Consider the following 21,548-nt stretch of genomic DNA (forward strand, 5'->3'; position numbering starts at 1 on the left):
TCTGAATAAAGGAGTTTGGTGATGGAAAATCAAGTGAAACGCGGCTCTTTGGAGATGGCCGCCGCAATGGTGATATCCGGCACCATCGGCTGGTTTGTATTGATGTCGGGGCAGCCGGTGCTCGACGTCGTATTCTGGCGCTGCCTGTTTGGCGCCCTTACTTTGCTGTTGATTTGCGGATTAATGGGATTCCTTCGTCCAGGTCTGCTGAGCTGGCCGGTCTTTGGCCTTGCCGTCGTGAGCGGCGCGGCTATCGTCGGAAATTGGGTTCTGTTGTTTGCCGCCTATTCCGGGGCCTCTATTGGAATTGCCACGGCGGTCTACAACACACAGCCTTTCATGCTCGTCGCCTTGGGCGCCATGTTCCTGGGTGAGCGCATTACCTTGGACAAAATGATGTGGCTGAGCCTGGCTTTCATTGGCATGCTGGCCATCACGCAATCGCATGGCTCCGCTGGCAGCGGCGGACACGCTTACTTGCTGGGAATTTCACTGGCCTTGGGGGCAGCTTTCCTGTACGCCATCGCGGCCTTGCTGGTCAAGCGGCTGACGGGTACGCCTCCACATTTGATTGCCTTGATCCAGGTATGTACGGGCATCCTGATGCTCGCGCCGTTTGCCGAGGTTTCCGCGCTTCCCGGTCAGACAGCGATGGCCTGGATCACGCTGCTGTCGATGGGCATCGTACACACCGGGTTGATGTATGTATTGCTTTATGGCGCCATCCAAAAATTGCCCACCGCGCTTACGGGCGCTTTGTCCTTTATCTATCCCGTCGTTGCAATTCTGGTTGATTGGGTCGCCTTTGGCCATCGCCTGCAGTGGTTGCAGTGGTTCGGCGTTGCTGCCATTCTTTTTGCGGCTGCGGCAATGCGGCAAGGATGGAGGGTGAGGCGGCGCGGTGCAGCGTCGTGATCCAGCATTCTCGCGTGTATGATTGCAGACTACCGGTTTGATACTCAAGGGAGCAATAATAATGGACAAGACACCAGGTATAGCGTTGGTAACAGGGGCGGGTAGCGGTATCGGTCGCGCCGTGGCGCTGGAGCTTCTCGCTAATGGCTATCAAGTCATACTGGCGGGTCGGCGCGACGATGCGCTGGAGCAGACACGCGAGCTGGCTGCAGAAAATGCTGCGCGTGCTGTATCGATTCCCACCGACGTTACTGATGAACAATCCGTACATGCCCTGTTCGCGCGTATAGAAAGCGACTATGGCCGGCTTGATCTCCTGTTCAATAATGCCGGGCGCGGCGCTCCCGCCGTGCCCATTGAAGATCTGCCGGTCGAAACCTGGCGCGCCGTGGTTGACGTCAATCTGACCGGCATGTTCCTGTGTGCGCAATCGGCCATACGCCTGATGAAGAAACAGCAGCCGCAGGGCGGGCGCATCATCAATAACGGTTCAATTTCTTCTCACGCTCCGCGGCCGTACTCGATCGCGTATACAGCCACCAAGCATGCGGTTTCAGGCCTGACCAAATCGATTTCGCTGGACTGCCGCCCTTATCATATCGCCTGTGGGCAGATCGACATTGGCAACGCCGCTACCGAGATGACAGATCGCATGGCAGCAGGCGTATTGCAGGCCGATGGCAGTACGCGGGCCGAACCTCGCATGGATGTCGGGCATGTCGCCCGCGTGGTGGCGCATATGGCGCAGTTGCCGCTGGACGCCAATGTACAAAACATAACCATCATGGCGACGAATATGCCCTTTGTCGGACGCGGCTGATTAAATAAAGCACATCATGACCCTAAAAGACAGCGATCACCGCATATCCCCGGATGACGTCCTTGCGTTTTGGCGGGCCGCAGGGCCGTCGCGGTGGTTCAAGAAAGACACCGCCTTCGATGTGGAATTCCGTAATCGTTTCATGGAATTGCACCTGGCGGCGGCCCGGCGCGAGCTTGACGACTGGCAGCGCAATGGAGACGGCGGCCTGGCGCTGCTGATCCTGCTGGATCAGTTTCCCAGAAACGCGTTTCGAGACACGGCTCACATGTTCGCCACCGATGAGCTGGCGCGTTATTTTGCAACCGCCATGGTCGGTTCGGGTTTTGACCAGGATATCGAACCCGCGTTGCGTGTCTTCTGCTATCTGCCTTTCGAACACTCGGAATCCCTGGCCGACCAGGAGCGCTCGCTGGCGCTTCAGGTCGACATGGACCCGTCGACACGTGCATTTGCCGAAGAACACCATCGCATCATCGCGCAGTTTGGCCGGTTTCCGCACCGCAACCGTTTGCTCGGACGCATCACGACCGCGCCGGAGCAGGAGTATCTGGACGGAGGCGGATTCGCTGGCTAGCTCATATAGCCAGCGAATGACATCACCATGCCAGTTCTGTCCGCCGTCGCTGTGTTGTTCATCATGCAACTCCTTGGCGAAGCCGCAGTTCGCCTGACCGGCTTGCCTTTACCGGGGCCCTTGGCGGGAATGCTGCTGATGCTCGCCGCGCTGATTTTTCTCGGACGCGTGCCGGCGGGCCTGCGCGACACCTGTCATCACGTGCTGAAACATTTGATGTTGCTGTTCATTCCCCTCGTAGCCGGAATCATGCTGCATTTCGAGCCGCTTGCAGGTGAATGGATACCGTTCCTGTTGGCGTGCATAGTCGGTGTCGCGCTTACTATCGTAGCCACGGCATTGAGCTTTCGCTGGATGCTCAAGCGGGCACGGGCGCCTGGACCATGATCGACGCATTGCAGGCGCTACAGGTTTTGCTGCTCGATTCCACGCTTTTCTGGTTGACGCTGACCTTGCTCGCCTATCTGGCGGCAGCCTCGATCCATCAGCGAAGTGGCGGAAATCCTTTGCTGCTGCCAGTCCTGACCAGCGTGGTTTTCATTGTCCTGGTGCTCACCGCAACAGATACGCCGTATTCCCTGTATGCGGAACACACCAGTTTTCTTCCATTCCTGATCGGCCCCGCGACGGTAGCGTTGGCTGTGCCGCTCTATGCGCAGCTTCCAAGGCTGAAGCGCCTATGGGGACCCATACTGGTCGCCTTGCTGGTTGGATCGGCAACCGCCATCCTTTCGGCGATAGCCATTGCACGGCTTCTGGGTGCGTCGATGCAAACGCAGCTATCGCTGGCCCCCAAGTCGGCGACCATGCCTATTGCCATGGAAGTGGCCGCGCTAAGCGGCGGATCTCCCTCCCTGACGACGGTGGCCGTGGCCATCACCGGAGTCGCCGGCGCCATCATGGCGGGCTGGCTGCTAAAGCTTTTGCGTATGGACGACCCCGAGGCCGGCGGATTCGCGCTGGGCCTGGGCGCTCACGCAATCGGCACGGCACGCGCGTTCCAGACGAGTGACACGGCGGGTGCATTTGCCGCACTCGGCATGGGGTTGAACGGAATAGCGACGGCAATATTGCTGCCCTTGCTGCTAAGTCTTTTGGCACTGTCCTGAGACCCGCCCCGACAGTCGCTTCAGATAGTATTATCCTGATAATGCAGTACACGCAGAATAATTAATGGAGACCAGGATGCCTAGCATTTTTGACCAGGATTTGCCACAAACACCGGCGAATTACGCCTCGATTTCGCCCTTGTCATTTATCGAGCGCTCGGCCAGCGTCTACCCGCAGCGCCTTGCGATCGTGCATGGTACGGGTCCCGATACCCTGCGGCGCACCTGGTCCCAGCTTTACGACCGTTGCCGTCAGCTGGCCAGCGCACTGCAGAAAAGCGGTGTGGCAAAAGGCGACACGGTCGCCGTCATGCTGCCCAATACCCCTGCCATGGTCGAGGCCCATTTCGGCGTACCCATGGCCGGCGCGGTGCTTAACGCCATCAATACACGGCTCGATCCTCAAACGGTCGCGTTCATGCTCGATCACGGCGAAGCCCGGACAGTCATCGTCGATACCGAATTTTCTCCGGTCATGGCCAAGGCCCTGGCCATGCGCAGTTCCACCTCGCCCATACAAGTCATTGATGTAAGCGATGCCTTGTACACCGGCGATGCGAAGGCGATAGGAAGTATTGACTACGAAGCGTTTATTGCCGACGGCGACCCCCACTATGCGTGGCAGCTACCCGAGAACGAGTGGGACGCCATCGCCCTTAACTACACCAGCGGTACCACCGGCAATCCCAAAGGCGTGGTGTATCACCACCGCGGTGCCGCCACCGCCGCCATTTCGAACATCCTCGAGTGGGATATGCCAAAGCATGCCGTCTATCTCTGGACGCTGCCCATGTTTCATTGCAACGGCTGGTGCTTCCCCTGGGCCATTGCCGCGCGCGCCGGCGTCAACGTATGCCTGCGCAAGGTCGAGGCCAAAGCCATATTCGATGCGATCCGCGAGCATGGCGTAACACATTATTGTGGTGCGCCCATTGTGCACAGCTTGCTGGTCAACGCACCCGGCGCCCTGAAAGAGGGAGTGCCGCAAGGGGTGAAAGCCATGGTCGCCGGGGCGGCGCCGCCTGCGTCCATGATCGAAGGCATGGAGCGCCTTGGTTTCGACCTGCTGCATGTCTATGGCCTGACCGAAACCTACGGGCCGGCCACCGTGTGTGCCAAGCACGATGAATGGAACGACCTTGACATAGGCGAACGCGCGCGCCTGAATGCGCGCCAAGGGATCAATTACCACCTGGAACGCGGCATTACCGTCATGGACCCTCAAACCATGCAGCCAGTACCGGCTGACGGCGAAACCATGGGCGAGATCATGTTCCGCGGCAATATTGCCATGAAAGGCTACCTGAAGAACCCCAAGGCTACGCAAGAAGCGTTGTCCGGAGGCTGGTTCCATAGTGGCGATCTGGCTGTCATGGACCCGGACGGCTATGTGAAAATCAAGGATCGCAGCAAGGACATCATTATTTCGGGGGGCGAGAACATATCGTCCATCGAGGTCGAAGACGTGCTTTATCGGCATCCCGATATCCTTGCCGCAGCGGTGGTGGCGCGTTCCGACACGCGCTGGGGCGAAACGCCTTGCGCCTTCGTCGAACTGAAGGAAGGCGCCGAGGCAAGCGCCGACGCCATTATCGAACACTGCAAGAAGCATCTTGCCGGCTTTAAAGTGCCGCGCGCGGTCGTATTCTGCGAGCTCCCCAAGACATCGACGGGCAAGATACAGAAATTCGAGCTGCGCAAGCAGGCGGAATTGCTCGACCCCGCCAAAAGTTGAATCGCGGCGCATGGTTATGCCATGCGCTAGACTCTCATTTTTTCTATTTCACGGAACTCAAGGTATGCCTACATTTGATGTCGTCTCCGAAGTCGACAAGCATGAACTCAGCAACGCTGTCGACCAGGCCAGCCGTGAACTGGCCACCCGTTTTGACTTCAAGGGCAGTGATGCCAAGTTCGAGCTTGATGGCTTCGTGGTTACCCAGTCGGCCTCCAGCGTCTTCCAACTGAATCAAATGCTCGATATTTTGCGTGGGCGCTTGTCGGCGCGCGGTATCGACGTGCGTTGCCTGGATGTCGCGCCGCCCCTGGAAAACCTGGGCGGTGCGCGTCAGAAGGTCACGATCAAGCAAGGTATCGAACAGGCCATATCCAAGAAGCTGATTGCCGCTCTCAAGGCGGACAAGCTGAAAGTCGAAGCCCAGATCAATGGCGAGAAACTGCGTATCAGCGGAAAGAAACGCGACGATCTACAGACGGCGATTGCCTTGCTCAAGAAGACCGACGTCGAGTTGCCGCTGCAATTCGAAAACTTCCGCGATTGACGCGAGGGGCGAACCGACCAGGCCGCCACGCTACGGCGGTCAGTTCTTGAGCCGATACCCCGACTTGAATATCCAGTAGACGACGGCCAGGCAAACGGCCAGGAAGAATACGGTCATGCCCAGGCTTACCAGGACATTCACGTCGGCAATGCTATAGAAGCTCCATCGGAAGCCGCTGATCAGGTACACCACGGGATTGAACAGCGTCACGGTTTGCCAGAAGGGCGGCAGCATATTGATGGAATAAAAGCTGCCGCCCAGAAACGTCAGCGGGGTCACGATCAATAAAGGCACCAACTGCAGCTTTTCGAAGCCGTCGGCCCAGATGCCGATAATGAAGCCGAACAGGCTGAATGTAATCGCCGTCAACACCAGGAACAGCAGCATCCAGAAGGGATGGTCTATTTGCAGCGGCACGAAAAAGCCCGCGGTGGCCAGGATGATGGCGGCGAGGATGATCGACTTGGTCGCCGCCGCCCCGACATAGGCCAGCGTAATCTCCGCGTAAGAAACCGGCGCCGACAGGATCTCATAGATGGTGCCGGAGTACTTCGGAAAATAAATGCCGAATGATGCGTTGGATATACTTTGAGTCAGCAGCGACAGCATGATCAGGCCGGGCACGATGAATGCACCGTAGCTGATGCCGTCCACTTCTGTGATGCGGTGTCCGATGGCAGCGCCGAATACGACAAAATACAAGGATGTGGAAATGACGGGCGCGACAATGCTTTGAAGCAGCGTGCGCCAGGTCCTGGCCATTTCGAATACGTAGATCGCGCGGATGGCATGGATGTTCATGGATTTCGAACCAATTTCACAAAGATTTCTTCAAGAGACGTCTGTTTCGTTTCCAGATCCTTGAATCGTATGCCGGCACTGCTGAGATCCTGGAAGAGCGCGATGATATCGTTGTGCTGGTGCTGGCTGTCATAGGTATAGGTCAGGCTGGTGCCATCGGCGGACAGGTCCAACTGGTAAGCGACTAGCGATTCAGGCATGGCATACAGCGGCTGGGGCAGGTGCAGGGTCAGCAACTTTTTGCCCAGCTTGTGCATCAGTTCGGTCTTGTCTTCGACCAGTATGATCTCGCCATTGTTGATGACGCCGACCCGATCGGCCATCTCCTCGGCTTCTTCTATGTAGTGGGTAGTCAGGATGACGGTAACGCCCGTGTCGCGCAACGACCGCACCACCTGCCACATTTCTTGCCGAAGCGACACATCGACGCCAGCCGTCGGCTCGTCCAGAAACAGGATCTGGGGCTCGTGCGACAGCGCCTTGGCAATCAGCACGCGGCGCTTCATGCCGCCTGAAAGCGTAATGAGTTTGTTGTCTTTCTTGTTCCACAGCGACAGGGCGCGCAGGATCTTCTGTATGTGTTCTGGATTGGGTGGCTTGCCGAACAAGCCGCGGCTGAAGCTCACGGTGTCCCAGACCGACTCGAACGCATCGGTGGTCAGTTCTTGCGGCACCAGGCCGATTTTCGAGCGTGCCAGGCGATAGTCGCGCACGATGTCGTGGCCGTCGGCCAATACCGTGCCAGATGTAGGGTTCACCAGTCCGCAAATAATGCTGATAAGCGTGGTCTTGCCGGCGCCATTGGGCCCCAGCAGCGCAAAGATTTCACCACGACGTATGTCCAGATTGATATTCTTGAGCGCCTGGAAACCGGAAGCGTAGGTCTTGTCCAGATTGGATACCGAAATAACGGGTGACATAATGAATTCCGAATTCGACAAGTGTGCTGTTTGGTTAGTTCGTGCATTTAAATTCGGATGCATGGGCTTGCCAGGCAAGGCGCAAACCGTAGCGATAGCTTTTGCTATCGCGAGGATTTGCAACGCAGTATGGCGAGTCCAGGCGCCGAAGTTGAATATTTGAACTAGCCAAATAGCGCACTAAGGCACAATACCATAATCGGAAACCCTGATCGACTTGATAACCGGGCTGGTATGCCATCCATGTTCGACTGCAAAAAAGCACTGCTTACCCCGGCGCAGATGACGGCCGCGGACAACGCCGCCATCGCCTCGGGCGTCAGCGGCATGGCGCTCATGGAAGCCGCCGGCTCAGCGGTGGCCAACGCAGTCGCTGCGCGCTGGAGTCAAAGACCGGTGCTCGTTCTGGCGGGTCCCGGCAATAACGGCGGCGACGGATTCGTCGCGGCCCGCCATCTGCGCGATGCCGGTTGGCGGGTGCGCGTGGCGTTGCTGGGCACTATGGAACAGCTGTCCGGCGACGCGGCACGGCAGGCGACCTTATGGGCCGAAGAAGTCTCTCCGCTATCCATCGGTCTGCTCGACGGCACCGCACTGGTCATCGACGCGCTGTTCGGGGCTGGCTTATCCCGGCCTGTCTCGGGCATGTCGGCCCAACTACTCGAAACAATCGCATCGCGCGGCATTCCCGTCTGTGCCGTCGACGTCCCCAGCGGCCTGGACGGGGCCAGCGGTCAGCTGCGCGGCGTTGCCGCAATGGCCGACATCACCGTTACCTTCTTCCGCAAGAAACCCGGGCACCTGCTGATGCCAGGCAAGCTTCTTTGTGGCGAGGTCATTCTTGCCGATATCGGGATTCCCGACGCGGTGCTCTCCAGCATCGAGCCAGTCGTATTCGAGAATTCCCCGGCATTGTGGATGAACGATTACCCATGGCCCCGTGCCGATGGGCATAAGTACCAGCGTGGCCATGTGCTGGTGGTAGGCGGAGCGACCATGACCGGTGCGGCAAGGTTATCGGCGCTGGCCAGCGCCCGGATCGGAGCCGGACTGGTCACTGTGGCATCGCCCGGTTCCGCCTGGGCCGTATATGCCGCGACACTGACCAGCATCATGGTGCAGCGCGTCGACGGTGCCGGCATGCTCGATCAGGTCCTTGGCGATGACCGGAAAAATGCCGTCGTCGTAGGCCCTGGGGCCGGCGTATCCGACAGCACGCGCGATTATGTGCTGGCCGTGCTTGCGCACAAACGAGCGACGGTTCTCGATGCCGACGCCATCAGCGTATTCGCTGCCGATCCCCAGTCGCTATTCGATGCCATCAAGGGGCCGTGCGTACTCACACCCCACGAAGGGGAGTTCGGTCGTCTGTTCAGTGCCACGGAAAACAAGCTTGAGCGTGCGCGCCAGGCCGCCAGGCATAGCGGCGCTGTGCTGGTATTGAAGGGTGCAGACACCATCATTGCCGCACCTGACGGACGGGCAATCATCAATTCCAATGCTCCTCCCGACTTGGCTACAGGTGGAACCGGCGACGTTCTTACGGGCTTCATCGCGGGCCTGATGGCACAAGGGATGGACGTCTTCAGCGCCGCCGCAGCGGCCGTATGGCTGCACGGCGAGGCCGCGACACGTTTCGGTCCGGGGCTGATCGCGGAAGATCTTCCGCAGATGCTGCCCCGGGTATTGCGCCGCCTGAAACGCACGATCCGGCACGATGCCGACTGAGCCGCCGTCCCGAACCGTATTCGTCGTCCTCACCGCTTTATCGGCATAATGTCTGTCTTGCAACATTAAGAACCACGAGATCCCTGTATGTCCGACGTTATTGCCTTGATCTTCGACTTTGACGATACCCTGGCCCCCGACAGCACGTCCGGTTTTCTGACCGATATCGGCGTCGACGTTCAACGTTTCTGGAAAGACCAGGTCGACCCCTTGCTATTCGAGCACGACTGGGATCCCGTGCCGGCCTACTTGTACCAGATGATTGAACTCTCCAAAAGCGGCACTCACGGCGTGATCGATCGGGACAGGCTGGCGGACTGGGGCAGGCGGTTGCCTTTGCATGCCGGTGTCGAATCCCTGTTCGGACGGCTCAGGGCCATGGTGAAAGAGCAGCATCCGCAAGTCCAGCTGGAGTTCTATCTGATCTCGAGCGGCGTCGGCGATGTGGTCCGCCACACCTCCATTGCCGACGAATTTACCGACATATGGGCTTCCGAGTTTATCTACGACGCCGACGGCGGCATACACTTCCCGCGCCGGGTCGTCAGCTTTACCGATAAAACGCGCTATCTGTTTCATATCCAGAAAGGAATTATCGGTACGGCGTCACGCAACAAGCCTTTTGAAGTCAACAAAAAAGTAGCACCCGACAAACTGCGTGTTCCCTTTGAGCAGATGATATTCGTCGGCGACGGATATACAGACATCCCATGTTTTTCCTTGATCCGGCGTTCAGGCGGCGTTGCGTTTGGCGTTTGGGACCCGAAACATCGCGACAAACGCAGCCGTGCCTGGGGATTCATCCAGGAAGGGCGGGTGTCCAACCTGAACCAGGCCCGCTACGATGAGCAAGCGGAGCTTTACCAATGGCTCGAAGAGGCGGTGGAAAGCCTGGCCGGCCGCATTGCCTTGAACAACCGGATCTATCGTGGTTGAAACAGGCATGCTTCAGCCCGCATTCAGTGCCGACGATGAAATAGCCATGCAGGCGGCCATGCAGCAGGCGGGCCTGGCCTATGCGGCCGGAGAAGTGCCTGTGGGCGCAGTGGTGCTGGACTCGCAGGGGCAGATCATAGGTCGGGGCTTTAATCGCACGATCACCGATCACGACCCCACCGGCCACGCGGAGATCGTGGCGCTGCGCCAAGCCGCCGCGGCCGTGGGCAACTATAGGCTGCCCGGCGCCAGTGTGTTTGTTACGCTGGAACCCTGCGCGATGTGCATGGGCGCCATGTTGCACGCAAGGATCAGCAGGGTGGTGTATGCCGCCACCGATCCCAAGACCGGCGCCTGCGGCAGTGTATTGTGCGTGCACGCTTACCCGCAGCTCAATCACCAGACGTCGGTAGCCGGGGGTTTGCTGGCCACCGAATGTGGCGATCTGCTGCGGCAGTTTTTTCGTGAACGGCGACGCAAGCCCGCGCCATAGCCTGGCCATGAAACCGGCCGCAGTGCATGGATTACTATGTTCTGCTTTTTACACCTTTTCGCTTCAAGACGAGATCAACAATGACGCACGCGGCGCACGACCATGCTCATGAGCATACCCATGACGATCATGAACACCACCATCACGAACATCCGTCGCCTGCGGGCATTTACCTGATTTCCCCCTCCGGGGCGGTGTCGGATCCACTGTCTATCGAGCTTGCACGCCAACGACTGGGTGAACTTGGTTTCAAGACGGCCGTCGACCGTAGCGCACTTGCCGTGCATGAACGCTTTGCCGGCACCGACAAGCAACGCCTGGCCGGCATTGCCCGAGCCCTGAAGCAGAAGCATCCTATTGTCATGGCGACCCGGGGCGGCTATGGCCTTAGCCGCCTGTTGCCCGCCATCGATTGGGCCGCCGTGGCCGACAGCGGGAAAATATTCATAGGTCAAAGCGATTTCACCGTGTTCAGCCTGGCTTTGCTGGCCAAGACCGGTGCAAGCAGTTTCGCGGGCCCGACCGCCGTCTACGACTTCGGCGCCAAGAAAATGGACGACCTCACCGCCGCCCTGTTCGCCGAGAGCATGCGCCGCGAACTCGAGGTATTGAGCTTCGAGTCCCCCGATTCTGATGCGGTCGACGAGCGCGGTATCTTATGGGGAGGCAATCTTGCCATGGTCGCATCACTGGTCGGCACCTCCTACATGCCTGACATCGATGGCGGCATCCTGTTCCTGGAAGATATTGCCGAACATCCCTTCCGTATCGAACGCATGCTTACGCAGTTGTGGCACGCCGGGATCCTCACACGCCAGAAAGCCATCGTGCTCGGCCGCTTTACCGATTACCGCCTTGCGGCGCATGACAACGGTTTCGACCTTCCTTCTGTCATTGCATGGCTGCGTACGACGGTGAAAGTGCCGGTGGTAACCGGCCTGCCTTATGGCCACACCCGGGTCAAGGCCACCTTGCCCATCGGCAAGCAAGTCGGAATTGCGACGGAAGACGGCATGGCTCATTTGCTGCTCGAAGAGCATTCCTAAGCGCAACTTGTTAAACTAACGGGTTGTATTGACTTTTTTACGTGATATCTCTAAGTGATCTCCACTGCAAATCTAACTATCCAGTTCGGCCCCAAGCCCTTATTCGAAAACGTCAGCGTCAAATTCGGGGAGGGCAATCGCTACGGCTTGATTGGCGCCAACGGTTCGGGCAAGTCCACCTTCATGAAGATCATTGGAGGCGACCTCGAATCGACGGCCGGCAACGTGTCGCTGGAGCCCGGCGTGCGCCTGGGCAAGCTGCGCCAGGATCAGTTCGCATTTGAAGACATCCGCGTGCTGGATGTGGTGATGATGGGTCACGAGGAAATGTGGCAGGTGATGTCCGAACGGGACGCCATCTATGCAAATCCCGACGCCACTGAAGACGACTACATGCACGCCGCGAATCTCGAGGCGAAGTTCTCGGAATACGACGGCTATACCGCCGAAGCCCGGGCCGGCGAGCTGCTGTTGGGCCTCGAGATTCCGGTCGAACAGCATAACCAGCCCATGCGCGAGATCGCCCCGGGCTGGAAGTTGCGTGTGCTGCTTGCCCAGGCGCTGTTTTCGAATCCCGACGTACTGCTGCTGGATGAGCCCACCAACAACCTGGATATCAACACCATACGTTGGCTGGAAGACGTGCTCAATGGCTATCAAAGCACGATGATCATTATCAGTCACGATCGCCACTTCCTGAACCAGGTGTGCACGCACATGGCCGACCTGGATTATCGCGAGCTGCGCATCTACCCGGGCAACTACGACGACTACATGCTGGCCTCGACACAAGCCCGCGAGCGTGTTTCCTCATCGAATGCCAAGGCTAAAGAGCGTGTGGCTGAACTGCAGGATTTCGTGCGTCGCTTCGCCGCCAACAAATCCAAGGCACGGCAGGCTACATCCCGCCTCAAGCAAATCGACCGCATCAAGGCTGCCGCCGTCGAAGTAAAGCCGTCGTCGCGCCAAAATCCCTACATACGTTTCGAGCAGACCAAGGTATTGCATCGTCTGGCCGTAACGATCGACAAGATCAGCAAGTCTTACGATAAGCCCGTCATCAAGCCGTTTTCCGCCATGATAGAAGCCGGCGAGAAAATCGCGATCATCGGCGCCAACGGTGTCGGCAAGACAACACTGCTGCGCATGCTGGCCGGCGACCTCCAGCCCGATACCGGTTCCATCAAATGGTCTGAAAGCGCCGATATCGGCTACATGGCGCAAGACGTGTCCGAGCAATTCCAGTCCGATAAGACCTTGTTCGACTGGCTCAGCGAATACCGCCAGGCGGGCGACGATGACCAATCCATGCGCTCAGTGATGGGCCGCATGTTGTTCTCGGGCGATGATATCGGCAAGGAAGTCAGGGTACTGTCGGGCGGAGAAAAAAACCGCATGAGCTTCGGACGCCTGATGCTGGGTCGCCACAACGTGATGCTGCTTGACGAGCCCACCAATCACCTGGACATGGAATCGATCGAATCCCTGCAATTCGCACTCGAAAAGTATGCCGGCACGCTTGTTTTCGTCTCGCATGACCGCGAATTCGTCTCCGGCGTCGCGACACGTATCATGGAAATCATGCCAAATGGCGAAGTCGTCGACTATCTGGGCGGTTACGAAGACTACCTGACTTCACGCGGTATCGAGGCCTGATCGGCGGTAGTCATGCCTTATGCCTTGACGGGGTTGGCAAGCTACCAGGAAGTCATCAAGAAAAGCCGCTTTGTTGTCCTTGCGGGAGCTGTACAGTCTCCTGCCGAGGCCTTGCGGTTTTTTGCCGCGCACAGCATTGCGGACGCCACCCATAATTGCTGGGCGTATCGCATTGGAAACGAATATCGTTTTAACGATGACGGCGAGCCTGGAGGCACGGCCGGACGCCCCATACTGCAAGCGATCGAAGGGCAGCATTGCGACCGCGTTGCGGTGCTGGTGGTGCGCTGGTTTGGTGGCATCAAGCTGGGCCCGGGCGGCCTGATACGGGCGTATGGCGGCACCGCGGCGCAATGCCTGCGACTGGCAGACAAGACTGAAATGATCGACGAGGTGATGGTGGCGTGTCGATGCAACTTCGCCGACATGGCTCTGGTGCAGTCCCGTTTTGCGGCATATCAGGCTCGGATCGTGAGCGAAACGTTCGACGGCAGCGGCGTGCTCTGGCAACTTGCTGTGGCGCGCAGCCAGGAAAAATCCCTGTCGGAACTGTTTGCCAATCTAACTGGCGGACATGGAGAGTGGCTGCCTGGCTGAGTGGCTCTCTATGCGTCGTCGGCGTCGTTCTGGCTTTGTTGCGCGGCTATTTCGGCATGCACTTGATCCATGTCGACCGCCTTGATCTGGGTGATCAGTTCAGCCAGCTGGCTGGCAGACAATGCCCCGGGTTGGGAAAATAGCAAGACCTGCTCGCGGAACACCATAAGCGTAGGAATGGACCGTATGCCCATGCCGGTAGCCAGTTCCTGCTGGTCTTCGGTATTGACCTTCGCGAAGGTGATGTCATCGTGTTGATCCGAAGCCTGGTCAAAAATGGGAGCAAAATTTCGGCATGGACCGCACCAGGGTGCCCAAAAGTCCACGATCAACGGCTTGCTTTCCTTGATTGCCGCCTGAAATGTGTCTTTGTTCAAATCGATGGTGCCCATAGAAACTCCCCAAGCAAAAAGCGGCTTATAGCCGCTTTGGAATGATTGATATATGAGGGTAGTGTAGCGCGCTTTAAGCCGGCAGCGGTTTCAGCGCGTAACACATTGCCGCTGTCCGGGCCCGTGGAATGGCCGCTACGCCGGGAAGAACGCGTATCTGATTACAAAAAGCACCGCCACAAGCAGGGTCGCCATGTGGACCTCGCGAAATCGTCCCGTGATGGTCTTTAGCACCACGTAGCTGATGAATCCGAAGGCCAGGCCGTCGGCAATCGAGTAGGTAAACGGCATCATGATGGCCGTTAATGCGGCGGGGGTGGCTTCGGTAACGTCGTTCCAGTCGATTTCGGTGATCTCGCGCAACATAAGCCCAGCCACATACAGCAGGGCGGGCGCTGTCGCGTAGGCGGGCACCGAACCGGCCAAAGGCGCCACAAACAAGGCGAGCAGGAAAAGCACCCCAATGGTCAATGCAGTAAGGCCTGTTCGACCGCCGGCCTGTACGCCGGATGCGCTTTCCGCGTAGGCGGTCGTGCTGCTGGTTCCCAGGAATGAGCCTGCCACGATGGCTGTGCTGTCCGCCATCAGCGCACGCCCCAGCCGGTTAGGCTTGCCTTCCGGAACCAGATTGGCTCGTTTGGCCACCCCTATCATGGTTCCCGTGGCGTCGAACACCTCGACCAATACAAGCACCAGGATGACATGCACAAAGCCGGTATGGAGGGCGCCCATGATGTCGAGTTGCATAAAGGTAGGCGCGAGGCTGGGCGGCATGGAAAACACGCCATAGAATTCGCTATGACCGGTGAGCATGGACAGAACCGTAACCACCAGGATGCCGATCAGAATGGCGCCCTTTATTTTCATGGCGTCCAGCGCCGCGATGATGAAAAACCCCAAAATGGCAAACAGCGCCGGCGCAGCGGTGAGGTCGCCCAGGTCGACTTTGGTTGCCGGGCTCGCCACGACAATCCCGGAGCTGCCGAGCGCGATAATGGCCAGGAATAGTCCTATGCCGGCCGCAATCGCGGCACGCAACGATTTCGGAATGCCCGCGACCAGCCATGAGCGTATCCCGGTCAGGGTAAGCAACAGGAAGATGACTCCGGATATGAATACGGCGCCCAATGCCTGCTGCCAGCTATAACCCAGCGCCGCGACGACGGTAAAGGCGAAGAAGGCATTCAAGCCCATCCCGGGCGCCATTCCTATCGGCCAGTTTGCAAGAAATGCCATGATCAGCGTACCGATGGCCGCCGCGAGACAGGTCGCCACAAAGATGGCGCTTTTGTCCATGCCGGTACTCGACAGGATTTCCGGGTTCACGAAAATGATGTACGACATGGTCAGGAAAGTCGTGATGCCGGCCAGTATTTCGGTGCGCACGGTTGTTCCGTGTTCACGCAACTGGAATAATCGTTCGAGCATGGGTAATCCTAGGAAAGGGTACTTGATTGAGCGTGGCGACACCCGCACGCAGTAGGCGGGTGTAACGGTTAAGATATTGAAGCCTGAATTCTAAGGCCGATTCAATACTGGTTGTAAACTGGCGCTCATGATTATTATTGGTTTTGAAAGCTCTTGCGATGAAACAGGTGTGGCACTGGTCTGCACCGAACGCGGCTTGCTGTCGCATTCCCTGCACAGCCAGATCGCCATGCACCAGCAGTATGGCGGCGTCGTGCCGGAATTGGCGTCGCGCGACCATATCCGCAGGGTACTGCCCCTTACGCGCGAAGTGCTTGCGTCGGCCGGCATGTCGGTGGACCAGGTCGATGCCGTCGCCTACACGGCAGGACCAGGCCTGGCCGGTGCGCTGCTGGTTGGCGCAAGCGTCGCGCAATCGTTCGCGTGGGCGCGGAACCTCCCCGCGATTCCCATCCATCATCTTGAAGGGCACTTGCTGTCGCCTTTGCTCGCTGCCCCGCGTCCCGATTTTCCGTTCGTGGCCTTGCTTGTTTCCGGCGGGCATACGCAAATCATGCGTGTCGACGGCGTCGGACGATATGAACTGCTCGGTGAAACACTGGATGATGCGGCCGGCGAAGCGTTCGACAAGACCGCCAAGCTGATGGGGCTCGGTTATCCGGGCGGGCCGGCGCTGTCCAACCTTGCCCAGCAAGGCGATCCAGCGGCGTACGACTTCCCGCGACCCATGCTGCATAGCCGCGATCTCGATTTCAGTTTCAGTGGCCTTAAAACAGCGGTAATGACGCGGGTCCGGGCCTTGGAGAGAGCCGGTGGGCCCTTATCGTCGGAGCAGCGCGCAGACCTGGCTGCGGCCACCGAAGCGGCCATTGTCGATGTCCTTGCCTCCAAATCGATCAAGGCAATGAAACAGACCGGTCTGAAACGCCTGGTGGTGGCCGGCGGGGTGGGCGCCAATCGCCACCTGCGCGCCAAGCTGCTGCAGGCCATGCACAAGCTGGGTGGCCAGGTGTTTTTTCCGCCGCTGGACCTTTGCACCGACAATGGCGCCATGATTGCTTTTGCGGCAGCCATGCGGGTTAATGCCGGCTTGGTGGATCTGTCCGATACGAGCCATGCGTTTACCGTAAGGCCGCGCTGGGACCTGCACGATATATGCCTGGATGCAGGTGCCGCGGCCATCTAGCCTGCGGCTGCCTATTTCTTGCTGCCGATGCGGCTTTCCTTACCGGTCATGAGCCGGCTGATGTTGGCCTGGTGGCGAAACAGCAACACCACGCTGATGATGACTATGGCAAATGCGATGGCCGGATCCAGCGGCCAGGCAACGTTGCCTCCCAGCAGGTAATACAAGGGCGCGAAAATGGCAGCGATGATGGATGCCAGCGAAGAATACCGGCTGACGTAGACGATGATCAGCCAGGTTCCCACGGTAGCCAGCGCAAGCCAGGGGTTCAAGGCCAGCAACACGCCTAGTGCCGTCGCCACGCCTTTTCCACCCTTGAATTTAAGGAACACAGGAAACACGTGGCCCAGAAACACTGCCACCGCACAAGCCGCCACGCAGAACCAAGGCAGATTCCATTGTTCTGCCGCGTAAGCCGCGGCGAACGTCGCCAGCCAACCTTTGGCCGCATCGCCAAGAAGCGTCAGGGCGGCGGCGACCTTGTTGCCGGTGCGTAGAACATTGGTGGCACCCGGGTTCTTTGATCCATAGCTTCGCGGATCCTTCAGTCCCATGGCCCGGCTTACCACCACGGCGAACGATACGGAGCCAAGCAGGTAGGACAAGAAGACGAGGACAAGGGAGATGAGGCTTGCAATAGCGGCGGTCATAAATTCAGATGCTCCAGTGGGTTTGCGGGGATTCTACCCAGTGTCGCCCAAAACACCAATACGAGCAGGTACAATTCGCTACGTTCGGTTGAATTCTATGGAAGGGCAATGCGCATACTGGTGTCCAACGATGATGGCTACACCGCTCCAGGGCTCGAGGCTCTGGTGCACGCCTTGAAAGGGCTGGGCGATTTAACCATTGTGGCCCCCGAGACCAATTGCAGCGGGTCATCCAATTCCCTTACCCTCAACAGGCCGATGTCAGTGCGCCAGGCAGCCAACGGCTTCTATTATGTGAACGGCACGCCGTCCGACTGCGTGCACATCGCCCTGACCGGCCTGCTGGACTTCCGCCCCGACCTGGTGGTTTCCGGCATCAATAATGGGGCCAACATGGGAGACGATACCTTATATTCGGGCACAGTCGCCGCCGCGACCGAGGGCTACCTTTTCGGTATTCCCGCCATTGCATTTTCCCTGGTCCAGAAAGGGTGGGAACACCTCGACAGCGCGGCGCGTATTGCGCGCCGTATTGTCGAGCAGCAAGCGGCGACACCGCTGGCGGGCAATATCCTGCTCAATGTGAATATTCCGTCGGTGCCCTACGAGGCCATACGCGAAGTTCGCGTCACACGCCTCGGCAAGCGCCATCCCTCCGAGCCCGTCGTCAAGAGCAGTACCCCCTATGGCGATCCGGTGTACTGGATAGGCCCAGTCGGCAGGGTGTCCGACTCCGCCACAGATACCGACTTCGGCGCGATCGAGCAAAATGCCGTGTCCGTAACGCCGTTGCGCCTGGATCTCACCCATTACGAACAATTGTCATTAGTCAGGGATTGGGCGGTGCCACTATGCGAAAACCAGTAGTGCCGTTCCCGTTTGCCAACGGCACCACCAACCGTTTCGGGCGCTCCAGCCTGGGCGGAGGCTTGTCCACCGCCAATAGCAATACCCGGGTGTTCGCCCAAGGGCGCACAGCGCCAATCGTGCCGGTTTTACGCCATTCGGCGGTCGGCGCCAATTTGGGTTTGAACTCCGAACGATCGCGTGGCATGATGATTCATCGCCTGCGTAACCAGGGTATCCAGGACGAGCGCGTGCTCGACGCCATGATGTCGGTGCCACGGCATTTGTTTGTTGACGAAGGGTTGGCCAGCCGGGCCTACGAAGACGCAGCCTTGCCCATAGGCCATGGACAAACCATCTCACAACCGTGGGTCGTCGCGCGCATGATTTCCGTGATGTGCGAAAACCGTGTTCCGGTTAAAGTGTTGGAAGTGGGTGCGGGTTGCGGCTATCAGGCTGCGGTCCTGGCACATTTCGTCAAGGAAGTGCATACCATCGAGCGGATTCGCGGCTTGTACGAACTGGCACGGGATCATCTGCGGGCGCTCAAGCTCATTACCCGTGTTCGTCTGGTCTTCGGGGACGGCATGGCAGGATTACCCGGGGTAGCGCCATTCGATGCCATCATCATCGCTGCCGCCGGTATTAAAATTCCCCAGGCACTGTTGGAACAGTTGGCCATTGGGGGCCGATTAATTGCCCCGGAAGGGTCGACAGCGCAACGTTTGATTCTCATAGAGCGCACAGGAGCCGCTACATGGCGCCGTGACGAACTTGAGTCCGTTCGCTTTGTCCCCCTTCGGGCAGGAATACAGTCTTAAGCTTCCAGGAGAGCTATATGCATGCAGGAACGTTTCGTTCTACCGCTCTGACAATTGAGTACCGGAAGCGCACATCTCGTTCTCTGGTCATTGCGGCAGTGGTTGCGACGACCATTCTGGCCGGATGCGCGTCTCGCAGTACCAAGGCGCCCGTCACCGACATGTCCGGTGGTCCTGTCGTGGCCCCGACAACGGGCGGTACCTACGTGGTGCGCCCCGGCGACACGCTTTACAAGATCGCCCAGGCAAATGGTATCGAGGTCGCAACCCTTACGAGCCTGAATAACATCACTGATCCCAGCCAGTTGCGGGTTGGACAGGTGTTGCGCCTGGACAGCACCGGGCCCGCTCCGGCGCCCAGTACCACCATCGCCAAGCCGATACCGGTGACACCCGTTGCACCGGCCGAACCCGTGGCAACGTCCCGGGCCAGCGATGCGGCAGTCATCAATTGGGGATGGCCGGCGTCTGGAAAAATCATCCAGAGTTTCAATGCCAATACAAAGGGCATTGATATCGCCGGAGCGACGGGCGAACCCGTCCATGCGGCCGCCGACGGAAAGGTCATGTATGCCGGCAATGGCGTGCGCGGGCTGGGCAACTTGATTCTGCTGGGGCACTCCGATGGCTTCATCACCGCCTATGCTCACAATCAGTCCTTGCTGGTCAAAACCGGAGAACAAATCAAGAAGGGCGCAAAAATCGCCGCCATCGGCCAGACCGATACTACTTCGCCGCGCCTGCACTTTGAAATCCGCCGTCGCGGCACACCCGTTGACCCCTTGTCCTACTTGCCCGCTCGATGACTCCTTCCCTGGTCTTCGACCTTGAAACCATACCCGACGCGGCCGGCCTGCGCCGCTTGAATCCGCACTGGGACGCAAGCCTTACCGATACGCAGGTCATCGAGATGGCGCTGGCGGCCAGGCGGGAGTCCCACGGCACCGATTTCCTTCCTTTGCACCTGCATAAGGTGGCGGTAATCGGCTGTGTGTTCCGGGACGACCAGGGTTTTCGTGTGAAAACCCTGGGCAAGGCCGACGACACGGAAGGTGTCCTGCTTGCGGGCTTCTTCAAGACGATAGAACGCTATACGCCGCGCTTGATCAGTTGGAACGGTTCGGGCTTCGATCTGCCCGTACTGCATTACCGCAGCCTGATCAATGCGGTGCCGGCCCCCCGCTACTGGGATATGGGCGAAGACGACCGCGACTTCAAGTACAACAACTACATCAGCCGCTACCACAGCCGTCACATCGACTTGATGGACGTGCTGGCCAAATATAATGGCCGCGCCAACGCGCCGCTCGACGACCTGGCCAAGCTCTGCGGATTCCCGGGAAAGCTCGGCATGGACGGCGGCCAGGTCTGGCAGGCATGGGCCGACGGCAAGGCCGATGAAGTGCGCGCCTACTGTGAAACCGATGTGGTCAATACCTGGCTGGTGTATTGCCGGTTCCGATTCCTGAAAGGCGAACTCGATCGCGCATCCTACGATGCCGAAGTGCAGTTGGTGCGCGACACGCTCCAGGCCAGTGACGCAGCTCACTGGAAAGAGTACCTGGCTGCCTGGGGCGACCCGGCCTGAAGTCGATTGAAAAGGTTTCGTTTTCGATGAAACAGATCGGAAACGACTTCGGTTGCACAATGGGTTCTCCTCACAAAACAAAGGAAACCACATCATGCAACGCTCACTATCTTCTGTGTCCATCAAGCTCGCCACCCTGACTGCGGCGTTGGCGCTATGCGGCGCGGCATATGCGGCCCCCGGTGACGCGTCATCGGCGCCCGTCACGGCACAGGCAGCCTCGACAGCGGCATCGCCGGCGGCATCGGAAAAGTCCGGGCACCATTACAAGCACGGCCGCCACCATAAGTCCATGCACGGGCATCATATGCGCGATGCCGCGCTTGTAGTGCCGGGCTACGGACCGCTACGCACCAAGTTCGTTGAATCGCTGGCCTTGACCGATGCGCAGAACAAGTTGGTCAAGGAAGCGCAGGACGAGCAAAAAGAGGCGCGCAAGGCGCGTCGCGAAGCGATAAAGGCCGCAAAAAGCGAACGGATCGAACAAGTCAAAAACGGCAAGCTCGATCCCAAGGCGGCATTGAAACAGGCTGAGAAAGCGCATGAGCGAGCCGGTGAGAATCGCGGCAAGCTTAACGGAAAATGGTTGGCCGTTTGGGACGCGCTGGACGAAACCCAGCAGACAAAGATTGCGGCCCATCTGAATGAACGTGCCGAGAAATTCGCAAAGCATGCTGAGAAACATGCGGAAAAACACGGCCATCGTGGTACCAAGACCGAACCCGCGAAGATCTCTTCATAGCTCGATAGCGGGCTG

Annotated in this window: 24 protein-coding genes; 19 read left to right on the forward strand and 5 right to left on the reverse strand. The window is 58.7% G+C overall.

The window, feature by feature from the left end:
* Positions 1–21 precede the first annotated feature (21 nt).
* The 7 genes from CR159_RS04965 (at position 22) to CR159_RS04995 (ending at position 5,703) form a co-directional block, all read left to right on the forward strand.
* The gene (locus tag CR159_RS04965; protein ID WP_102072899.1) at positions 22–915 is read left to right on the forward strand and encodes a DMT family transporter; all 894 of its coding nucleotides are present in this window, start codon (positions 22–24) and stop codon (positions 913–915) included.
* Between the two features lie 61 nt (positions 916–976).
* A complete protein-coding gene (locus CR159_RS04970; protein ID WP_102072900.1) occupies positions 977–1,735 on the forward strand; it encodes an SDR family oxidoreductase in 759 nt (252 codons plus the stop codon).
* A gap of 16 nt (positions 1,736–1,751) precedes the next feature.
* The gene (locus tag CR159_RS04975) at positions 1,752–2,312 is read left to right on the forward strand and encodes a DUF924 family protein (protein WP_102072901.1); all 561 of its coding nucleotides are present in this window, start codon (positions 1,752–1,754) and stop codon (positions 2,310–2,312) included.
* Between the two features lie 27 nt (positions 2,313–2,339).
* Positions 2,340–2,699, forward strand: coding sequence for a CidA/LrgA family protein (locus CR159_RS04980; RefSeq protein ID WP_102072902.1), 360 nt, complete (start codon positions 2,340–2,342; stop codon positions 2,697–2,699).
* Positions 2,696–3,421 carry an LrgB family protein gene (locus CR159_RS04985; protein WP_102072903.1) on the forward strand — a complete coding sequence of 242 codons (726 nt, stop codon included), beginning with the start codon at positions 2,696–2,698 and terminating at the stop codon, positions 3,419–3,421. The genes CR159_RS04980 and CR159_RS04985 overlap by 4 nt, the downstream gene beginning before the upstream one ends.
* A gap of 76 nt (positions 3,422–3,497) precedes the next feature.
* Positions 3,498–5,156 carry an acyl-CoA synthetase gene (locus CR159_RS04990; RefSeq protein WP_102072904.1) on the forward strand — a complete coding sequence of 553 codons (1,659 nt, stop codon included), beginning with the start codon at positions 3,498–3,500 and terminating at the stop codon, positions 5,154–5,156.
* Positions 5,157–5,220: 64 nt separating this feature from the next.
* Positions 5,221–5,703 carry a YajQ family cyclic di-GMP-binding protein gene (locus CR159_RS04995; protein WP_102072905.1) on the forward strand — a complete coding sequence of 161 codons (483 nt, stop codon included), beginning with the start codon at positions 5,221–5,223 and terminating at the stop codon, positions 5,701–5,703.
* Positions 5,704–5,742: 39 nt separating this feature from the next.
* On the opposite strand, the gene CR159_RS05000 is transcribed toward CR159_RS04995, so the two are convergent.
* Both CR159_RS05000 and CR159_RS05005 read right to left on the reverse strand, forming a co-directional pair.
* Positions 5,743–6,504: an ABC transporter permease gene (locus CR159_RS05000; RefSeq protein ID WP_102072906.1), complete on the reverse strand. Its 762-nt coding sequence runs from the start codon at positions 6,502–6,504 to the stop codon at positions 5,743–5,745.
* The gene (locus tag CR159_RS05005; protein ID WP_102072907.1) at positions 6,501–7,424 is read right to left on the reverse strand and encodes an ABC transporter ATP-binding protein; all 924 of its coding nucleotides are present in this window, start codon (positions 7,422–7,424) and stop codon (positions 6,501–6,503) included. The genes CR159_RS05000 and CR159_RS05005 overlap by 4 nt, the downstream gene beginning before the upstream one ends.
* 243 nt (positions 7,425–7,667) lie before the next feature.
* Between CR159_RS05005 and CR159_RS05010 the strand changes: the two genes are divergently transcribed.
* The 6 genes from CR159_RS05010 (at position 7,668) to CR159_RS05035 (ending at position 13,880) form a co-directional block, all read left to right on the forward strand.
* Complete coding sequence (locus tag CR159_RS05010) at positions 7,668–9,152, forward strand: NAD(P)H-hydrate dehydratase (protein WP_102073068.1); 1,485 nt, start codon at positions 7,668–7,670, stop codon at positions 9,150–9,152.
* Between the two features lie 87 nt (positions 9,153–9,239).
* Positions 9,240–10,088 (forward strand): HAD family hydrolase, encoded by an 849-nt coding sequence (locus tag CR159_RS05015; RefSeq protein ID WP_102072908.1) that lies wholly within the window; start codon positions 9,240–9,242, stop codon positions 10,086–10,088.
* A gap of 7 nt (positions 10,089–10,095) precedes the next feature.
* Complete coding sequence (gene tadA, locus CR159_RS05020; RefSeq protein ID WP_102072909.1) at positions 10,096–10,581, forward strand: tRNA adenosine(34) deaminase TadA; 486 nt, start codon at positions 10,096–10,098, stop codon at positions 10,579–10,581.
* An 80-nt stretch (positions 10,582–10,661) separates the two neighbouring features.
* Positions 10,662–11,627 carry an LD-carboxypeptidase gene (locus CR159_RS05025; protein WP_102072910.1) on the forward strand — a complete coding sequence of 322 codons (966 nt, stop codon included), beginning with the start codon at positions 10,662–10,664 and terminating at the stop codon, positions 11,625–11,627.
* A 54-nt stretch (positions 11,628–11,681) separates the two neighbouring features.
* Entirely contained in the window at positions 11,682–13,283 is a 1,602-nt protein-coding gene (locus tag CR159_RS05030) for an ABC-F family ATPase (protein WP_102072911.1), read from the forward strand.
* A gap of 12 nt (positions 13,284–13,295) precedes the next feature.
* Complete coding sequence (locus CR159_RS05035) at positions 13,296–13,880, forward strand: IMPACT family protein (RefSeq protein ID WP_102072912.1); 585 nt, start codon at positions 13,296–13,298, stop codon at positions 13,878–13,880.
* A gap of 8 nt (positions 13,881–13,888) precedes the next feature.
* Here CR159_RS05035 and trxA read toward each other — a convergent pair whose 3' ends face one another.
* On the reverse strand, positions 13,889–14,272 hold the full coding sequence (gene trxA / locus CR159_RS05040; RefSeq protein ID WP_102072913.1) for a thioredoxin: 384 nt from the start codon (positions 14,270–14,272) through the stop codon (positions 13,889–13,891).
* Between the two features lie 135 nt (positions 14,273–14,407).
* Positions 14,408–15,700 (reverse strand): NCS2 family permease, encoded by a 1,293-nt coding sequence (locus tag CR159_RS05045; RefSeq protein ID WP_102072914.1) that lies wholly within the window; start codon positions 15,698–15,700, stop codon positions 14,408–14,410.
* Between the two features lie 127 nt (positions 15,701–15,827).
* On the opposite strand from CR159_RS05045, the gene tsaD reads away from it, so the two are divergent.
* Entirely contained in the window at positions 15,828–16,886 is a 1,059-nt protein-coding gene (gene tsaD, locus CR159_RS05050) for a tRNA (adenosine(37)-N6)-threonylcarbamoyltransferase complex transferase subunit TsaD (RefSeq protein ID WP_102072915.1), read from the forward strand.
* Between the two features lie 11 nt (positions 16,887–16,897).
* On the opposite strand, the gene plsY is transcribed toward tsaD, so the two are convergent.
* Positions 16,898–17,536, reverse strand: a complete 639-nt coding sequence (plsY, locus tag CR159_RS05055) for a glycerol-3-phosphate 1-O-acyltransferase PlsY (protein WP_102072916.1) — start codon at positions 17,534–17,536, stop codon at positions 16,898–16,900.
* A gap of 108 nt (positions 17,537–17,644) precedes the next feature.
* On the opposite strand from plsY, the gene surE reads away from it, so the two are divergent.
* The 5 genes from surE (at position 17,645) to CR159_RS05080 (ending at position 21,533) form a co-directional block, all read left to right on the forward strand.
* On the forward strand, positions 17,645–18,403 hold the full coding sequence (gene surE, locus CR159_RS05060) for a 5'/3'-nucleotidase SurE (RefSeq protein ID WP_102072917.1): 759 nt from the start codon (positions 17,645–17,647) through the stop codon (positions 18,401–18,403).
* Positions 18,388–19,203 carry a protein-L-isoaspartate(D-aspartate) O-methyltransferase gene (locus CR159_RS05065; protein ID WP_102072918.1) on the forward strand — a complete coding sequence of 272 codons (816 nt, stop codon included), beginning with the start codon at positions 18,388–18,390 and terminating at the stop codon, positions 19,201–19,203. The genes surE and CR159_RS05065 overlap by 16 nt, the downstream gene beginning before the upstream one ends.
* 17 nt (positions 19,204–19,220) lie before the next feature.
* Positions 19,221–20,009 (forward strand): peptidoglycan DD-metalloendopeptidase family protein, encoded by a 789-nt coding sequence (locus CR159_RS05070; RefSeq protein WP_102072919.1) that lies wholly within the window; start codon positions 19,221–19,223, stop codon positions 20,007–20,009.
* Positions 20,006–20,791 (forward strand): 3'-5' exonuclease, encoded by a 786-nt coding sequence (locus CR159_RS05075; RefSeq protein WP_102072920.1) that lies wholly within the window; start codon positions 20,006–20,008, stop codon positions 20,789–20,791. Before CR159_RS05070 ends, CR159_RS05075 begins: the two co-directional genes overlap by 4 nt.
* Positions 20,792–20,885: 94 nt before the next feature.
* Positions 20,886–21,533, forward strand: a complete 648-nt coding sequence (locus tag CR159_RS05080) for a hypothetical protein (protein ID WP_102072921.1) — start codon at positions 20,886–20,888, stop codon at positions 21,531–21,533.
* Positions 21,534–21,548: the final 15 nt, after the last annotated feature.

The sequence above is a fragment of the Pollutimonas subterranea genome, assembly GCF_002849655.1.
Lineage (GTDB): Bacteria > Pseudomonadota > Gammaproteobacteria > Burkholderiales > Burkholderiaceae_B > Pollutimonas > Pollutimonas subterranea.

Bases quoted from the DNA above. Each gene is read 5' to 3' on its own strand.
- CR159_RS05015 (WP_102072908.1), top strand. From the start codon at position 9,240: ATGTCCGACGTTATTGCCTTGATCTTCGACTTTGACGATACCCTGGCC.
- CR159_RS04970 (WP_102072900.1), top strand. From the start codon at position 977: ATGGACAAGACACCAGGTATAGCGTTGGTAACAGGGGCGGGTAGCGGT.
- CR159_RS05035 (WP_102072912.1), top strand. From the start codon at position 13,296: ATGCCTTATGCCTTGACGGGGTTGGCAAGCTACCAGGAAGTCATCAAG.
- CR159_RS04990 (WP_102072904.1), top strand. From the start codon at position 3,498: ATGCCTAGCATTTTTGACCAGGATTTGCCACAAACACCGGCGAATTAC.
- CR159_RS04995 (WP_102072905.1), top strand. From the start codon at position 5,221: ATGCCTACATTTGATGTCGTCTCCGAAGTCGACAAGCATGAACTCAGC.
- tsaD (WP_102072915.1), top strand. From the start codon at position 15,828: ATGATTATTATTGGTTTTGAAAGCTCTTGCGATGAAACAGGTGTGGCA.
- CR159_RS05075 (WP_102072920.1), top strand. From the start codon at position 20,006: ATGACTCCTTCCCTGGTCTTCGACCTTGAAACCATACCCGACGCGGCC.
- CR159_RS05080 (WP_102072921.1), top strand. From the start codon at position 20,886: ATGCAACGCTCACTATCTTCTGTGTCCATCAAGCTCGCCACCCTGACT.
- CR159_RS05070 (WP_102072919.1), top strand. From the start codon at position 19,221: ATGCATGCAGGAACGTTTCGTTCTACCGCTCTGACAATTGAGTACCGG.
- CR159_RS04975 (WP_102072901.1), top strand. From the start codon at position 1,752: ATGACCCTAAAAGACAGCGATCACCGCATATCCCCGGATGACGTCCTT.
- plsY (WP_102072916.1), bottom strand. From the start codon at position 17,536: ATGACCGCCGCTATTGCAAGCCTCATCTCCCTTGTCCTCGTCTTCTTG.
- surE (WP_102072917.1), top strand. From the start codon at position 17,645: ATGCGCATACTGGTGTCCAACGATGATGGCTACACCGCTCCAGGGCTC.
- CR159_RS04965 (WP_102072899.1), top strand. From the start codon at position 22: ATGGAAAATCAAGTGAAACGCGGCTCTTTGGAGATGGCCGCCGCAATG.
- trxA (WP_102072913.1), bottom strand. From the start codon at position 14,272: ATGGGCACCATCGATTTGAACAAAGACACATTTCAGGCGGCAATCAAG.
- CR159_RS05045 (WP_102072914.1), bottom strand. From the start codon at position 15,700: ATGCTCGAACGATTATTCCAGTTGCGTGAACACGGAACAACCGTGCGC.
- CR159_RS05000 (WP_102072906.1), bottom strand. From the start codon at position 6,504: ATGAACATCCATGCCATCCGCGCGATCTACGTATTCGAAATGGCCAGG.
- CR159_RS04980 (WP_102072902.1), top strand. From the start codon at position 2,340: ATGCCAGTTCTGTCCGCCGTCGCTGTGTTGTTCATCATGCAACTCCTT.
- tadA (WP_102072909.1), top strand. From the start codon at position 10,096: ATGCTTCAGCCCGCATTCAGTGCCGACGATGAAATAGCCATGCAGGCG.
- CR159_RS04985 (WP_102072903.1), top strand. From the start codon at position 2,696: ATGATCGACGCATTGCAGGCGCTACAGGTTTTGCTGCTCGATTCCACG.
- CR159_RS05025 (WP_102072910.1), top strand. From the start codon at position 10,662: ATGACGCACGCGGCGCACGACCATGCTCATGAGCATACCCATGACGAT.
- CR159_RS05005 (WP_102072907.1), bottom strand. From the start codon at position 7,424: ATGTCACCCGTTATTTCGGTATCCAATCTGGACAAGACCTACGCTTCC.
- CR159_RS05010 (WP_102073068.1), top strand. From the start codon at position 7,668: ATGTTCGACTGCAAAAAAGCACTGCTTACCCCGGCGCAGATGACGGCC.
- CR159_RS05065 (WP_102072918.1), top strand. From the start codon at position 18,388: ATGCGAAAACCAGTAGTGCCGTTCCCGTTTGCCAACGGCACCACCAAC.